Origin of the sequence: Bacillus sp. SRB_331 (assembly GCF_003264175.1) — a bacterium.
Lineage (GTDB): Bacteria > Bacillota > Bacilli > Bacillales > Bacillaceae_G > Bacillus_A > Bacillus_A mycoides.
In genome coordinates this window covers 175,635-190,060 of sequence record NZ_NADV01000011.1, presented here as the reverse complement: position 1 = coordinate 190,060, position 14,426 = coordinate 175,635, and the positions used below count along the sequence as shown (strand labels likewise).

Sequence of the window (14,426 nt, the reverse complement as noted above, 5' to 3'; positions counted from 1 at the left end):
TACAAAGAAAAGGTCTTTATTTTATTTCTATTATGATAAAGCAGGAGCTTTTTCAAGAAGCTCTTTTGCATCTGCATATTGTAAGCTGTGCGCTTCTGCAACTGCTTCGAATGTTACGTAGCCATCTAATGTGTTAATACCTTTTAATAATGCAGTGTTGCCTAGGCAAGCTTCTTTGTAGCCTTTGTTAGCAATTTGTACTGCATATGGTACTGTTACGTTTGTTAATGCAAGAGTTGATGTACGTGGAACCGCACCTGGCATATTTGCAACTGCATAATGAACAACACCATGTTTCTCATAAGTTGGGTTGTCGTGAGTTGTAATACGGTCAGTTGTTTCGAAAATACCACCTTGGTCAATCGCGATATCTACAACGACAGAACCTGGTTCCATTGATTGAATCATTTCTTCTGTTACAAGTTTTGGCGCTTTTGCACCTGGTATTAATACTGCACCGATTACAAGATCAGATTCTCTTACAGCTTCTGCAATGTTATACGGGTTAGACATTAACGTTTTTACTTGGTTTCCGAAAATGTCATCTAATTGACGAAGACGTTCTGCACTTAAGTCGATGATTGTTACATCTGCACCTAAACCTACTGCAATTTTCGCTGCGTTTGTACCAGCTTGACCACCGCCGATAATTGTTACTTTACCGCGTTTCACCCCTGGAACACCTGCAAGTAAAATACCTTTACCACCTTTGTTTTTCTCAAGGAACTGTGCACCGATTTGCGCAGACATACGACCAGCTACTTCACTCATAGGTGCAAGTAATGGTAAAGAACGATTGTCTAATTGTACTGTTTCGTATGCAATTGATACCACTTTGTTATCAATTAATGCTTTCGTTAATTCTGGCTCTGGAGCTAAGTGTAAGTATGTGAATAAAATTAAACCTTCGCGGAAATAACCGTATTCACTTTCAACTGGCTCTTTTACCTTCATAACCATATCTTGATTCCATGCTTCTTCAGCAGTTTCAACAAGTTTCGCACCAGCTTGTACGTATTCTTCATCTGTAAAGCCTGATCCTACACCTGATCCTTTTTGAACAAAAACTTCATGACCATTTTGTACTAAATGTACAGCTCCCGCTGGCGTCATTGCCACGCGGTTTTCATTGTTTTTAATTTCTGTTGGAATACCGATACGCATTATTAGTTCCCCCTTGAGTTATGAAATGACCCCTGAATCATTTTTTTAAAGCGCTTTCTATACTCTTATATTCTAACATAATATCTCAATATTTGACAAAAAATAATACAAGTTTTCCGATAGATTTAATCTCACATGAAAGGACAGTATTATCCGTACCTCTCAGTATAAAGGATAAACTGTCCAATTATTCGAAACTTCACTTTATTTAATTCTATCGATGTCTATGAATAACATCAACAGCGCCTGTTACTTCAATAATCGTGCCAGTAATCATATCAGAATCGTCCTCACATAAAAACGAAATGGTTCTTGCGATATCTTCCCCTGTTCCAGATCTACCAATTGGTGTGTTACTACCTTTCAGATTTCGTGCTTCTTCAATTGTTGCCTCTTTCATTTCACCAATTATATCACCAGGACATACCATATTCGCAGTAATACCGTATTCAGCTTCTTCGTATGCGACTGTTTTCGTTAAAGAAACAAGTCCGACTTTCGCAGCTGCAAAGGCTGAACGATAAATCCATCCAGGCGCGCTATCTGCCCCTTGAAATCCATAGTTAATAATACGGCCAAATTGCTGGTTTCTCATAATCGGTACGACAAGTTTTAATAAATGAAACACCGCTGTTAAATTACCCTGGATCATTTCATTCCATTCGTCTTCTTCGTAATCGACTAATTTTTTCCTTTCAAATACGTAAGGACCAGCATTATTAATTAAGAAGTCAATTTTGCCAAAACGGCTCATCGCTTCTTCTACTATTTTATGTAAATCTTCCTTTTTCGTGACATCAGCTTGCACGAACTGTAGACGTTCTTCCATATTTTTATATGTTTCTTTCATTGTTTCCATAGCACTTGTATCGCTATGATATGTTACTGTTACTGAATATCCTTTATCCAATAACTTTTCTGTTACTTGCTTTCCTAAACCTTTCGTACCGGCTGTAATGAGCGCGTGTCTCACAAACATGCCTCCTTTTAAATTGCTATACTCCATATGTAACAAGTTCTCGCTTCAATTACAACTAAAACGAATTAAGGCAAAGTTTTCAAAATTCTGTAACGTTTCCGAAAAGCACATTACCAAAATTTGTTTTATAATAAAGTTGTAAACGGTAATAAAAATGATTGGGAGGAATTTACTATGAATAATACATATACAAATATTTTAATTGCGGTGGACGGTTCTAAAGAAGCAGAAAAAGCCTTTAAAAAAGCAATTCAAGTTGCAAAACGAAACAATGCAACATTAACAATTGCTCATATCGTTGATGTAAAAGCATACTCAGCAGTAGAGGCTTATAGCCGCGCAATTGCTGAACGTGCAAATCTATTTGCAGAAGACTTATTAGAAGACTACAAAAAAACTGCGCTTGAAGCTGGTCTTGAAAAAGTGGAAACTGTATTAGAATTTGGTAATCCTAAATCTAAAATTTCAAAAGAAATCGCTCCAAACCATAAAGTAGATTTAATTATGTGTGGTGCAACTGGTTTAAATGCTGTAGAACGTTTCCTAATTGGTAGCGTCTCTGAACATATTATTCGCTATGCGAAATGCGATGTCCTTGTTGTTCGTGGTGATGAGGAGCAAGGTGATCTTTAATTTATAATTAAAACACCAAGTCCACATAGGCTTGGTGTTTTTCATTTCACAAACTTCACTATAAATACAAGACAAGCTACAACAACAACGGTACCTGCCAACACATACGGCGGAAGAAATTTCAAAGACCATAGCGCCATCATTATCGTGGCAACAGTTAAGTACGTTTGCTTTGCATCTTCTGTCATTTTTTTACGAAGTAAGAAAACATACACATAACCGATTGGCGGCGTAATGAAGCAAAGAACATATATAATTTTTGATTTTAAATACCACTTTTGTTCGCCAAGTTTCTTTATGTCTTCTTCTATTCTCTTACTCTCTTGTTCTCTCACTTCTTCTTCAATCGGATCTTCCTCTTCTCCTCGCCTTTCTTTCATATAAGGAAGAAAATGCATAAAAAAATAACATGCAAATACAATTGCCCAAAATTCAATATCCAATCTTTCTAGTGGAATATGCTCACTAAAAAATGCAGCAGCAATCACTAAAGAAAAACAATACGTTGTCATCCAAAATGAACGTTTTCTCTTTTTCCGTTCTATTTCTTTTTTATCTTTTACTTCTTGTACTTTCTTTTTTCTAGAAAGCCATACAGAAATACAGCAATCTACTACAAATAAAGTAAAGATAAAGATTGCTATATGCATTGTTGTTACATTCTCAAATGAAAATACTTCTGGGAATGCAGCGTGTAATACAATTAGCGTGTACAAAATTAACCCTACAAAATAAATACGTCTCATCTTCCATTCCTTTCTCATTTCCTAACATTAGGTTAACATACATTTTTTAGAAATAGACGGACAAAATATATGTGTTTAGAAAAGGAGGATGCTACATGGATGATTATGAACGTATTATTTTAGATGTGAACGGTACAGAACTCGAAATGTTAAATACGATTCGCGAGCATTTTAAAGAAAAACATGGTGTTGAACTAAGTCATGGTGCATTACTTAGAGATTTAATGGATATTGAATACATTCGAATTACAGAAAATCGACACAAGTATGATTAATCAATGAAGCTTTAAGCCTAGAACATATTGTTCTAGGCTTAATTAAATCCATACAAAAAATGTTATAATTAGGAAAAAATATGGAGGATACCAAAATATGCAATCTGAAAATATCTCAAAACATTTTCACACATTACATGTGCAAAGAAACCAGTTCCTTCCTAAGCTTCATTCACTTTCACAAGAACAACTATGGTATAGGAAAGAGGACGGAAAATGGTCTATTGGTGAACACTTTTATCACTTATATTTAATTGCAAAGATGCTAAAAGTAGCGATTAAATTCTCTTTCACTCTTATCCCTTATGCCAAACTAAGAAAAAACGCCCCATTTGCAACTGACATACATGATATTTATGCCGAATATAAAGAAAAACACGGTAAAGGAATGAAAGCTCCTTGGATTTTAATCCCTTCAAAAAAAGTCTATTACTCTATGAATGTAAACGAATTAGAAGAATTACTTTCACGTGAAACAGATGAAATAAAAAAACTAGTTCAAAATATAGAAGAAGATATTGCAGGACATATCGTATTTTTAGATCCAATTGCTCACTATCCTAACCTTATTCAATCTATCCAACTATTAGCGATTCATGAGAAGCATCATTTTAGCATTATGAAGAACAACTATAAAATGCTCGACTCCCTTCTAAAAATATAAAAGACTGCTCATTACTTATCAGCAGTCTCCTATATCTATTTAAGCTCTTGATGCTTCCCACCCATACCACCTGGCTCATTGCTATCTTGGTGTACAGTTATTTTATTTGTTTTAGCATCTTTCGAAACTCTATATGTATACGATTCATTTGGTTCATCTTTAAACTGTACATTCATACCGTAAGAACCGATTTTACTATAAAAGGCCGGTTTTATGTATGAAATATCACTTTCTTTATATCCTTTCTCTTGCAAGTGCCACATCGTTGCGATAATCGCTTCTTCTCGCTTTTCTTGTTCACCAACAAACATATATTTGTCCAAAAGAAATACTTTCACGTTTGCAATTAAGCTAATTAACAGTAAAATGATAAATACTATTTTTTTCATAAATTTCCCCTAAATTGTGTTTTTTTACTATACTATAACTTACACACTAATAAAAAAGAAAGTACGCCAGACTTTCACAGACTGGCGTACTTTCCAACTCAATTCCTAATAACTTCTTTAGTTAACCCCTTAGCCTTCTCCAAAGCCTTTTCAATCTGCTCAAATCCTGTCCCGCCAGCACTGTTACGACGCTTTACAGCTGCATAAGGTGAAAGAATTTCATATAAATCTTCTTCAAATAACGGACTCATTTCTTTATACGTTTCAAGTGGTACATCTAATAAATAGATTCCTTTTTGCGTACAATGAAGAACTAGTTTCCCGACAATTTCATGAGCTTGACGGAACGGCATTCCCTTGCTTGCTAAATAGTCGGCAATTTCTGTTGCGTTAGAGAAGTCTTGCGTCACAGCTTGCCCCATTTTTTCTTTGTTTACAGTCATCGTTTCAAGCATGCCTGCCATAATATGAAGGCATCCTTCAACTGTTTTCACTGTATCAAACATTCCTTCTTTATCTTCTTGTAAGTCTTTATTGTAAGCGAGCGGCAATCCTTTCATTACTGTAAGTAAACTGAATAAATTACCGTATACTCTGCCCGTTTTACCACGAATAAGTTCCGCCATATCCGGATTTTTCTTCTGCGGCATAATACTGCTTCCAGTTGCGTATTGATCGCTCATTTCAATAAATTGAAATTCTTGACTACTCCATAAAATAAGTTCTTCGCAAAAGCGTGATAAGTGCATCATAAGCATAGATGAGTTACTTAAAAACTCCAGTATGAAATCACGATCACTTACCGCATCTAAACTATTTTCATAGATTCCATTAAATCCAAGAAGCTCCGCACTATATTCTCGGTCAATCGGGAATGTTGTACCAGCTAGTGCTCCTGCTCCTAATGGTGAAATGTTAATACGCTTTAACGAATCTTCATAACGATTCACATCGCGCTCTAACATCCAAAAGTAAGCAAGAATATGATGCGCAAATGAAATCGGCTGTGCACGTTGCAAGTGCGTATAGCCGGGCATAATTGTTTCAATGTTATTTTCCGCTTGATGAACAAGAACAGTTTGCAATTGTTTTGTAGCTTTTATAATATCTTCTACTTTTTCTTTTAAATACAAATGCATATCTGTCGCTACTTGATCGTTACGGCTTCGGCCTGTATGAAGTTTCCCTCCTACTTCACCGATTCTTTCAATTAACATCTTTTCAATATTTAAATGAATGTCCTCAGCCTCGACTGAGAAATTCAATTTATTTTGTTTCGCTTCCTCTAGTAAATATTGAAGCCCTATCTTTATTTTCTCAGCTTCTTCTTTCGTAACGATGCCTTGCTTTGCTAACATCGTTACATGTGCGATACTCCCTTTTATATCTTGATTTACTAATTGTTGATCAAAGGAGATGGATGCTCCAAACTCTTCAACCCACGCTTCCGCTTCTTCTGTAAAACGTCCGCCCCAAAGTTTGCTCACGCTTCCACCTTCTTTTGATTCACTTGGCTGTATACTTTCGTAGGTAAACCGAATAATGAAATGAATCCAACTGCTGCATCATGATTAAATTCATCCTGGGCAGTATACGTTGCTAATTTTTCATCGTATAAAGAGTACTCAGATTTACGCCCTTCTACAATCGCATGACCTTTAAATAATTTCACACGCACTGTACCTGTTACATTTTTTTGCGTTTCTTGTAAGAAAGCATTGAGCGCTTGTTTTAAAGGTGAGAACCATAAACCGTTATAAATTAATTCTGTTAGTTTTTGCTCAATCATCGGTTTGAAATGAGCGACCTCTTTCACAAGTGTTAAATCTTCAAGTTCTTTATGCGCTGTTATTAATGTCATTGCTGCTGGGCATTCATATACTTCACGAGATTTAATACCGACAAGGCGATTTTCTACATGGTCGATACGTCCCACGCCATGTTTGCCAGCAACTGCATTTAACGTTTTAATTAGTTCTGAAAGTGAATATGCAGTGCCGTTTAAAGTCGTCGGTACTCCTGCTTCAAATCCGATTTCTACAAACTCTGGTTTATTCGGTGTATCTTCTAATGCTAATGTCATCTCGTATGCTTCTTCTGGCGGCGCTGCCCATGGATCTTCTAAAATTCCACATTCGTTGCTGCGTCCCCATAAGTTTTGATCGATTGAAAACGGGCTATCTAAATTAATTGGAATCGGTATATCATTTTCTTTTGCATATGCAATTTCTTCTTCACGTGACCATTTCCATTCACGTACAGGCGCAATAACTTCTAAATATGGATTCAACGCTTGAATAGAAACTTCAAAACGAACTTGGTCATTCCCTTTTCCTGTACATCCATGCGCAACTGCACTTGCACCTTCCTGCTCTGCAATTTCTACTAATTTTTTTGCAATAAGCGGACGAGATAATGCAGAGACAAGAGGATATTTCCCTTCGTATAACGTGTGAGCTTGCATCGCTATCAATGCATATTCATTCGCATATTCTTCTTGAACATCAATCATATATGATTTAATTGCACCTACTGAAAGTGCTTTTTCTTTTACAAACGCTAAGTCTTTACCTTCCCCTAGATCTAAGCAAAGCGCGATAATATCATAATTCTTCTCTTGTAACCATTTAATTGCAACGGAAGTATCAAGACCTCCGGAATATGCTAATACAACTTTTTTCTTCTCCATTTTGCATCCCCCTAAAGAATAAATATTCATATTTTCTTATAATAATCCAAACTTTATCACCTTTCATAAAATGAATCAAGGGGAATTTATAAAATTTTTTCAAACAATTCCGTCGAACTTCTTTCTTTTTTTATGTAAAATAGAGGAAGGAAAATGGAGGGGTGTCTATGAAAAAGTATTTTATATACAATGAACATCTAGGAATTGAAGTACCGAACATACAAAAAAAATGGGAAGACATCTCTGAACAAGCGCAGCATTCTATTTTATTAAAATGGGAGCAAGTTCGCGGAAAAATACCTGATCGCATAAAGGAACTTGAGCACCATATTAACGCTAAACAACACCACTTAAATAACGAAGAAGACTTCGAAATTTCTTGCAGGCTAAATTCAGAAATTGCCGATCTTGCTTCAATTATTAACGATCTTTGGCTTTGGTATCGTCTAACCCAAAACGTATCTGAGGGAAAAGCACACCAATGAAAAAAGCATGCCCCTCAATTAATTCGGGTCATGCTTTTTTGTCGTAACACGATTTACAATATATTTCTTGTGCTGTTTTCGCCAAACACACATCAAACGGACCAACTAATATACTTCTTTCTTTTGGCAACTTTACAAAAGCAACTAGCTCTTCTTCATATTGAATCTTTTTCTGACATGAAACACATTTTAATTCTTTTCTTTTAAACATGTCTTTTAGCATATCTCCATTCTCCCCCTCATCTATCTATATTAATATACTCTCATAATAGTTAGAGCTTGTAAAAAAATGACACATTCCGAAACAAATTATTCATATACTATGTACAAAAGGAGGTCTCAAACTTATGCGAGCTTTCATTATTATCGCTTTAACTTTTTTAAGTATCATTAGCTGGGATGCATTTTTTAAAGATAAAAGTGATGAGAACAATACAATTGAATAAAAACCCTTCTTTTCTTACTTATTGGACAAACTTCTAAAAGTTGTCCAGTTCTACGAAATAACTTAGGCTTTTCTACAAAAATATTTAAACATAACATTTTTTGTAGATTCTCTCCGGTTATTGTCGGTTTCCATCCGCATGTATTTTTTGAAAGTATGATATAATAATATAAATCTTGAAGGAAGGGATTTTGATATCATGATCGCTCGAAGGAGCATGTGGCATCGTATTGACGAATCATACACGTAGCGTATTTTTCAGCTCAGATACTTTAGTCTAGCGAAAAAAATACGAGAGTGGGGAAATTATGATTGCCCGAAGGATAATTTGGCAAAAAAAAGACTCTTCTTACACATAGCGTTTTGTTTAGGACTTAATTGTTACTAGCTAAACAAAACAAAGAAGAGCAGGATTGCTAAATGAAGAATCCTACTCCCCGTTTTGTTTAGTCGCTTTAAGACTTAAACTAAAACGAAGGTAGGGAGAATTGATGGACGAGAGGATTATTCGTTATTTCTTCAGCGACATATAGCGTAGTTAGTTTTTTTCGTAAACTAACTGAAAGCTACATGTGAGCTCGTAGTTAGTTTACAACACCAAAAGGACTACTAACTACGGAAAGAAGGAATAACGATGAGGAACATCCAAAGTCGACAAATTATTAAAGAAGTTTTTATGGTTTTAATCGGTTCATTTATATTAGCAGCAGCGCTATATCACATTCACTTCCAAAACCACTTAACAGAAGGTGGCTTTGTAGGTATTGCACTATTTATCCAAAATTTTTATGATATTTCACCATCTATTTCAACTGTAGTAATGGATATCCCTATTATTTTACTATGTGCTTCATTTTTAGGTAGAAAAATGGTTGGCTATTCATTCTTAGGTTCACTTTCATTCGGAGTATTTTATTCCCTTATGGAAAATTATTCTCCTTTTACGGTAGATTTATCAAATAATTTATTTGTAGCTGCAGTAGTTGGCGGTGCGTTAGCTGGTATTGGACTCGGTTTTATATTGCGATTTGGCGGTGCAACCGGTGGAGACGATATTTTAACAATTATATTAAGTAAACGAACTCGGTTTACAATTGGGCAAATTTTCTTCGTCTTTGACGCGATTGTTCTTGCGCTTTCATTATATTATTTAAATTGGACAGAAATTGCTTTTACTATTCTTTCGATTGCCGTACAGGCAAAAACATTGGATTTAATTTACTATCCAAAAACAGAAAAGAAAGCAGCAAAGCAACCCGTTTCTATTCCAATATCCAAAAAACATGCGACAAACTAAAAAGCGAAAGGCTTCGGCCTCTCGCTTTTTTCATGCTCTCTTTTCTTTTTCTAATATGTAGCGTACTTGATAAAACTTATTTGCAAATTCAGTAACATTCCTCGTTAAGCGATAGTTCACTGTAGAGCCAATCGCCATTCCGAGTACAGGAATGCCTTGGAATACTTTACGACGAAGAGCATAAATCGAAAACGTCTTCAAAATTTGTTTTAACACAACCTCAGTAGAAGCTGGCTTTAATACTGCTTCGTCTCCTTCATAGAAGAATGAATCCTCTTGTTCGAGTTCTCTCAGTAAATTGTACCATGCATATTGCTGAAGTCTCGCCGGCAATAATGCTGCATGGAATACCTTTAACGCAAGCATCATTTCATACGGCTTGTTCACATCATGCCCAAATGATGTCGCAACAAGTTGGACAGCCTTCACATTTAACGCAATCATAACCGGAAAATCAGCCGTTAATAATAATAAACCACCAGCACCAGTTGCTCCGCCTTGTACGAATGAATATAGACGATGACGTGCTGTTTGCTGCTCTGCTATGTATGTTAATTGATCAATAGATAACGCCTTCAAATCTTCAAGTTGCTCAATTGATTCATCAAATAATCTCGATGTTCCTAAAATACGATTACGTGCATCTAGCTGTGATTGTGAACTTTGAATAAGCGCATGCAAATGAAAGAGCCATCCATCTGCTTTCGTAAAAAAGTCTTTTCGTTTTTTCTCAGGCAGTTTCGCAATTGTCGTATGCAACCACTTATCAAACATCTTTTGAAAATCGGTCGCTTCTTGCTCTACTAATTGCCCTTCCCACTCTTTTATATTGTCTAAAATGGCTTGTTCTCGCTTCGATCGCATCGTAACAACCACCTCGTTCGATTTTTTTCTATTGTAACATATTTCTGCTTCTTCTTTGCAAATATGCTTGTCTATCTTTATTCACATACCATTTTTTAGTGACATAAAATATTAGCAAAAAGGATGAGATGAATCACATGAATCTATCCAATATAAAAAAAGAATATAATGCAGTATTCAGCTTAGGACAAAACTGCTGGCCTGCTTGGGCTTTATATCAATTCGAATTATCACCATTTTTTGGTGTTATCGATTTTATGCTAAGCCCTTCATTAGAAAAAGTGAATTTATTATTACAAAATCGATTTGACCGTTTTTTACAGTTCGAAAACTTATCCTTCATCTCATTTTGGGATGATGATGCAAAATTAAGACTCCGTGACAACCTATATGAAATCGACTCCTGTCACGACTTTAAAACAGATGTAAACACACCAACATCCTGGCCTTCTTATACAGAAATTAAGTTAAACTATGAGCATCGAATTAATCGTTTTCTAACTACAATCGAAACGGCAGAATCCACATTGTTTATTCGAACGGGAGGAACATACGAAGAAGCACGTTCCTTGGAACAAATTTTATCTCAAATAGTTAAACATACATTCTCTGTCCTATTACTCATTCCTGAAGATGTACCAACTATCGCCCAAGAAGATTGGGGATTACAAAATATTTGTGTTATAAAATGCCCAGTGATGGATATATACCAGTACAATGAAGCATTTTGGAATGACTTATTTAATGGCATCACAATTCGGCCAAACGCTTAAATACACGTCACCTTTTATCACACCCTGCCTTATAATCATCCTTATACAAAATAAATAAGGAGTGATTATATATGTATCCACGTGCAAAAGCTTTTGGCATTGCTATACATCACGGTCGCCTTCTCGTACAAGAATATCATACAGGCGATGAAACATATTACCGACCTCTTGGCGGATCAATTGAACTTGGTGAAAAATCAGCACATACTGTTATTCGCGAATTTCAAGAAGAGCTTCACACAGAAGTGGAAATCACCAATTATTTAGGCTGCTTAGAAAACATCTTTCATCTTGATGGAGAAATTGGTCATGAAATCATTCAGCTATATTCTTTACGCTTATTAGACATGTCACTATATGAAATGGAAATACTGAATATCCCAGATGAACAAACACTGTCATATGCAAAATGGATTTCCCTCACTGCATTCATTCAAAAAGAAAAATTACTATATCCGGATGGAATTTCGAAATATATCCAAAAGAAAAAAGACGAAATCCTATAGGATCTCGTCTTTCTTTTCATATAGTATATTAACCAATATCTCCAAGACGTAGTACGTCACGAGCGATCATAACTTCTTCGTCAGTTGGAATTACGATAATTTTTACTGGAGAGTGCGGGAAGCTGATGAATGCTTCTTCACCGAATACATTATTACGTTTTACGTCGAAGTATACGCCCATGTACTCAAGGCCTTCTAATACGCGCTCACGAATAATTGCACTGTTTTCACCTACACCAGCTGTGAAGATGATTGCGTCTACACCTTTCATACGAGCAGTGTAAGAACCGATGTATTTGTGGATACGGCTTACGAATACATCAAGTGCTACTTTCGCACGGTGGTCGCCTTCTTCTTCTTTCGCAATGATGTCACGTAGGTCACTAGAGTAACCAGTAAGACCTAACATACCACTCTTCTTGTTTAATACGCTAACTACTTCTTCTACAGTTTGGCCTGTTTTTTCCATGATGTATGGAATTAACGCAGGGTCAATGTTACCAGAACGTGTACCCATTGTTACACCAGCAAGTGGAGTGAAGCCCATAGAAGTATCGATAGACTTACCGCCTTCTACTGCTGCGATACTTGCACCGTTACCTAAGTGACAAGAAAGTAGGCTTAAGCTTTCAATTGGACGACCTAATAATTCAGCCGCACGCTCAGTTACATATTTATGAGAAGTTCCGTGGAAACCGTATTTACGGATGCCAAATTTCTCATAGTACTCATATGGTAAGCTGTATAGGAATGCAGATTCCGGCATTGTTTGGTGGAATGCTGTATCGAATACTGCTACTGCTGGTACGTTTGGTAGTACTTCTTGGAATGCTTTAATACCAACAAGGTTTGCTGGGTTGTGAAGTGGTGCTAAATCGCTTAATTCTTCGATATCAGCTAATACTTCAGCATCAATTAAAACAGAATCAGCAAATTTTTCGCCGCCGTGTACAACACGGTGACCGATACCGCCAATCTCATCAAGAGATTTTACGATTCCGTTTTCAGTTAATTTCTTAAGAAGCATGTTAACTGCTACTGCATGATCTGGGATGTTTGTAATTTCTTTTTGTTTTTCGCCATTTACAGTAATTGTGAAGATACTATCTTCTAAACCGATACGTTCTACTAAACCTTTTGTTAATACTGTTTCACTTGGCATTTCAAATAATTGGAACTTTAACGAAGAGCTTCCTGCGTTAATCGCGATGATTTTTGACATCTAGTCTTTCGCCCCTTTTTCTCTTGGTAGTTGTGTGGATCATTCCACAAACCGCTCGATTTTATCTAATTAAATTCGCTAATGATGAAAACGTTTCATCATTAGTAAATTTTATACTCACGATTTTAATTTAAACATCGTCCGACATATATTTCAAGTGAAAAAATTGTAACACCAAGAAAAAAAATATATTACAGATTTCAAAAAAATTCAGTTAAATCTTGTATATATTAAAAAACATTACATATCCTATAAAACTGTACTACATTAATTACTAACCCTGTTACATATATATCGTATTATTTATGTGTTGCAAACCAAGTATTCAATTGATCCATAATGTTCTCCATAGCCTTCATGTTAGAGAATTTAGGTAATTCCACTAGTAGTGCCTGTTTCGGCATTGTTACACCTTGGCCTTTCTTTTGGAGAACAAATATACTTTTTGTATTTTTCTCGTTTTTAAACATGGAAACAGGAAGCTGTAATAATCCTTGAATAAAACATGTCTCTTTAATGAATGCATGTAGCTTTGGCGCTTGATCACTTTCAAAAATGAAGTTTGGTACTAAGAAGAATAAATACCCGCCTTCTTTCGTATGTTTCACACTTTGTTCAATAAATAAGTGATGTGCATATGACATTCCTTCATTTGCTTTTAATGTATATTCACTTGCAACAATTTCATTTGGATAATAACCAATTGGTAAATCTGAAACGACTGCATCAACTGGATCAATATAAAGTGGTGCTAGTCCATCTTGGTGGAAGAATTCGATTGCATGCTTTTGTAAATTTGCATTTACTAAAGCAAGTTTAATTAACACCTCATCCACTTCTACACCAAATCCACTCATTGTTAGTTCTTCTTTGGCGCTATTAAACAATGTAGTCATTAAGTTACCAGTTCCAATTGCAGGGTCTAAAACAGTAATTTCTTTTTGACCTTGCATAAACTTATGGAATAAGTAGCTCATGAACATTCCAACTGCATCTGGCGTCATTTCGTGATTCGCTTGTACGCCCTCTTTCATTCCTTTTAAAATGGCTAGCTGAAATGCTTTACGAATTTCTTCCCCTTTATATGTTTCTTCATTAAACGTACTATATTCACGATTCAACCGTTCAATTGTTGATTCGGATAATTCCTCTTGTAAAATCGCTCCTTCAAACAAGTTATCACCTGTTTCTACAAGCGCCTCTAAATATGTTACATCTAATTCTTTACGTAAAACTACCGTAGAAGAATCAAAAATAGAAAATAATGTTTCTACTGCCTGACTCACGTACATTCC

General features: G+C 35.7%; 17 protein-coding genes. 7 read left to right on the top strand and 10 right to left on the bottom strand.

The window, feature by feature from the left end; translation table 11 throughout:
- Positions 1–30: 30 nt before the first annotated feature.
- Both ald and B5P42_RS09595 read right to left on the bottom strand, forming a co-directional pair.
- Positions 31–1,164 carry an alanine dehydrogenase gene (gene ald / locus B5P42_RS09600; RefSeq protein WP_002015529.1) on the bottom strand — a complete coding sequence of 378 codons (1,134 nt, stop codon included), beginning with the start codon at positions 1,162–1,164 and terminating at the stop codon, positions 31–33.
- A gap of 214 nt (positions 1,165–1,378) precedes the next feature.
- The gene (locus B5P42_RS09595; RefSeq protein WP_002015530.1) at positions 1,379–2,170 is read right to left on the bottom strand and encodes an SDR family oxidoreductase; all 792 of its coding nucleotides are present in this window, start codon (positions 2,168–2,170) and stop codon (positions 1,379–1,381) included.
- 147 nt (positions 2,171–2,317) lie between these two features.
- Between B5P42_RS09595 and B5P42_RS09590 the strand changes: the two genes are divergently transcribed.
- The gene (locus B5P42_RS09590) at positions 2,318–2,776 is read left to right on the top strand and encodes a universal stress protein (RefSeq protein ID WP_001066676.1); all 459 of its coding nucleotides are present in this window, start codon (positions 2,318–2,320) and stop codon (positions 2,774–2,776) included.
- Positions 2,777–2,817: 41 nt separating this feature from the next.
- Here B5P42_RS09590 and B5P42_RS09585 read toward each other — a convergent pair whose 3' ends face one another.
- Positions 2,818–3,522, bottom strand: coding sequence for a hypothetical protein (locus B5P42_RS09585; protein WP_113734111.1), 705 nt, complete (start codon positions 3,520–3,522; stop codon positions 2,818–2,820).
- Between the two features lie 95 nt (positions 3,523–3,617).
- On the opposite strand from B5P42_RS09585, the gene B5P42_RS09580 reads away from it, so the two are divergent.
- Positions 3,618–3,797: a ProA domain protein gene (locus B5P42_RS09580; RefSeq protein WP_113734110.1), complete on the top strand. Its 180-nt coding sequence runs from the start codon at positions 3,618–3,620 to the stop codon at positions 3,795–3,797.
- Between the two features lie 97 nt (positions 3,798–3,894).
- The gene (locus tag B5P42_RS09575) at positions 3,895–4,461 is read left to right on the top strand and encodes a DinB family protein (RefSeq protein WP_088293492.1); all 567 of its coding nucleotides are present in this window, start codon (positions 3,895–3,897) and stop codon (positions 4,459–4,461) included.
- A gap of 35 nt (positions 4,462–4,496) precedes the next feature.
- On the opposite strand, the gene B5P42_RS09570 is transcribed toward B5P42_RS09575, so the two are convergent.
- The 3 genes from B5P42_RS09570 to B5P42_RS09560 all read right to left on the bottom strand — a co-directional run bounded on the left by B5P42_RS09570 (position 4,497) and on the right by B5P42_RS09560 (position 7,539).
- On the bottom strand, positions 4,497–4,850 hold the full coding sequence (locus B5P42_RS09570) for a DUF3139 domain-containing protein (protein WP_002067555.1): 354 nt from the start codon (positions 4,848–4,850) through the stop codon (positions 4,497–4,499).
- 98 nt (positions 4,851–4,948) lie between these two features.
- Positions 4,949–6,337, bottom strand: a complete 1,389-nt coding sequence (argH, locus tag B5P42_RS09565; protein WP_113734109.1) for an argininosuccinate lyase — start codon at positions 6,335–6,337, stop codon at positions 4,949–4,951.
- Complete coding sequence (locus tag B5P42_RS09560) at positions 6,334–7,539, bottom strand: argininosuccinate synthase (RefSeq protein WP_113734108.1); 1,206 nt, start codon at positions 7,537–7,539, stop codon at positions 6,334–6,336. Before B5P42_RS09560 ends, argH begins: the two co-directional genes overlap by 4 nt.
- Before the next feature lie 167 nt (positions 7,540–7,706).
- On the opposite strand from B5P42_RS09560, the gene B5P42_RS09555 reads away from it, so the two are divergent.
- A complete protein-coding gene (locus B5P42_RS09555) occupies positions 7,707–8,024 on the top strand; it encodes a hypothetical protein (protein ID WP_002034320.1) in 318 nt (105 codons plus the stop codon).
- Between the two features lie 28 nt (positions 8,025–8,052).
- Here B5P42_RS09555 and B5P42_RS09550 read toward each other — a convergent pair whose 3' ends face one another.
- Positions 8,053–8,247, bottom strand: coding sequence for a hypothetical protein (locus tag B5P42_RS09550; protein ID WP_002067549.1), 195 nt, complete (start codon positions 8,245–8,247; stop codon positions 8,053–8,055).
- A gap of 856 nt (positions 8,248–9,103) precedes the next feature.
- Here B5P42_RS09550 and B5P42_RS09545 point away from each other — a divergent pair.
- Positions 9,104–9,766: a YitT family protein gene (locus B5P42_RS09545; protein ID WP_002015542.1), complete on the top strand. Its 663-nt coding sequence runs from the start codon at positions 9,104–9,106 to the stop codon at positions 9,764–9,766.
- 30 nt (positions 9,767–9,796) lie between these two features.
- Here the strand turns inward: B5P42_RS09545 and B5P42_RS09540 are convergent, their stop codons facing one another.
- Positions 9,797–10,630 carry an EcsC family protein gene (locus B5P42_RS09540; RefSeq protein WP_002129397.1) on the bottom strand — a complete coding sequence of 278 codons (834 nt, stop codon included), beginning with the start codon at positions 10,628–10,630 and terminating at the stop codon, positions 9,797–9,799.
- A gap of 137 nt (positions 10,631–10,767) precedes the next feature.
- Between B5P42_RS09540 and B5P42_RS09535 the strand changes: the two genes are divergently transcribed.
- Positions 10,768–11,403 carry a DUF1796 family putative cysteine peptidase gene (locus tag B5P42_RS09535; protein WP_002129398.1) on the top strand — a complete coding sequence of 212 codons (636 nt, stop codon included), beginning with the start codon at positions 10,768–10,770 and terminating at the stop codon, positions 11,401–11,403.
- 71 nt (positions 11,404–11,474) lie between these two features.
- Positions 11,475–11,909: an NUDIX hydrolase gene (locus tag B5P42_RS09530; RefSeq protein ID WP_044442201.1), complete on the top strand. Its 435-nt coding sequence runs from the start codon at positions 11,475–11,477 to the stop codon at positions 11,907–11,909.
- A gap of 28 nt (positions 11,910–11,937) precedes the next feature.
- Here the strand turns inward: B5P42_RS09530 and ackA are convergent, their stop codons facing one another.
- A complete protein-coding gene (gene ackA, locus B5P42_RS09525) occupies positions 11,938–13,131 on the bottom strand; it encodes an acetate kinase (RefSeq protein WP_002015546.1) in 1,194 nt (397 codons plus the stop codon).
- 299 nt (positions 13,132–13,430) lie between these two features.
- Positions 13,431–14,417, bottom strand: coding sequence for a class I SAM-dependent methyltransferase (locus tag B5P42_RS09520; protein ID WP_113734107.1), 987 nt, complete (start codon positions 14,415–14,417; stop codon positions 13,431–13,433).
- Positions 14,418–14,426 lie beyond the last annotated feature (9 nt).

What these genes read in the sequence shown, in the direction of transcription:
- ald (WP_002015529.1), bottom strand. Translation starts at nt 1,164, where the DNA reads ATGCGTATCGGTATTCCAACAGAAATTAAAAACAATGAAAACCGCGTG.
- B5P42_RS09595 (WP_002015530.1), bottom strand. Translation starts at nt 2,170, where the DNA reads ATGGAGTATAGCAATTTAAAAGGAGGCATGTTTGTGAGACACGCGCTC.
- B5P42_RS09590 (WP_001066676.1), top strand. Translation starts at nt 2,318, where the DNA reads ATGAATAATACATATACAAATATTTTAATTGCGGTGGACGGTTCTAAA.
- B5P42_RS09585 (WP_113734111.1), bottom strand. Translation starts at nt 3,522, where the DNA reads ATGAGACGTATTTATTTTGTAGGGTTAATTTTGTACACGCTAATTGTA.
- B5P42_RS09580 (WP_113734110.1), top strand. Translation starts at nt 3,618, where the DNA reads ATGGATGATTATGAACGTATTATTTTAGATGTGAACGGTACAGAACTC.
- B5P42_RS09575 (WP_088293492.1), top strand. Translation starts at nt 3,895, where the DNA reads ATGCAATCTGAAAATATCTCAAAACATTTTCACACATTACATGTGCAA.
- B5P42_RS09570 (WP_002067555.1), bottom strand. Translation starts at nt 4,850, where the DNA reads ATGAAAAAAATAGTATTTATCATTTTACTGTTAATTAGCTTAATTGCA.
- B5P42_RS09560 (WP_113734108.1), bottom strand. Translation starts at nt 7,539, where the DNA reads ATGGAGAAGAAAAAAGTTGTATTAGCATATTCCGGAGGTCTTGATACT.
- B5P42_RS09555 (WP_002034320.1), top strand. Translation starts at nt 7,707, where the DNA reads ATGAAAAAGTATTTTATATACAATGAACATCTAGGAATTGAAGTACCG.
- B5P42_RS09550 (WP_002067549.1), bottom strand. Translation starts at nt 8,247, where the DNA reads ATGCTAAAAGACATGTTTAAAAGAAAAGAATTAAAATGTGTTTCATGT.
- B5P42_RS09545 (WP_002015542.1), top strand. Translation starts at nt 9,104, where the DNA reads ATGAGGAACATCCAAAGTCGACAAATTATTAAAGAAGTTTTTATGGTT.
- B5P42_RS09540 (WP_002129397.1), bottom strand. Translation starts at nt 10,630, where the DNA reads ATGCGATCGAAGCGAGAACAAGCCATTTTAGACAATATAAAAGAGTGG.
- B5P42_RS09535 (WP_002129398.1), top strand. Translation starts at nt 10,768, where the DNA reads ATGAATCTATCCAATATAAAAAAAGAATATAATGCAGTATTCAGCTTA.
- B5P42_RS09530 (WP_044442201.1), top strand. Translation starts at nt 11,475, where the DNA reads ATGTATCCACGTGCAAAAGCTTTTGGCATTGCTATACATCACGGTCGC.
- ackA (WP_002015546.1), bottom strand. Translation starts at nt 13,131, where the DNA reads ATGTCAAAAATCATCGCGATTAACGCAGGAAGCTCTTCGTTAAAGTTC.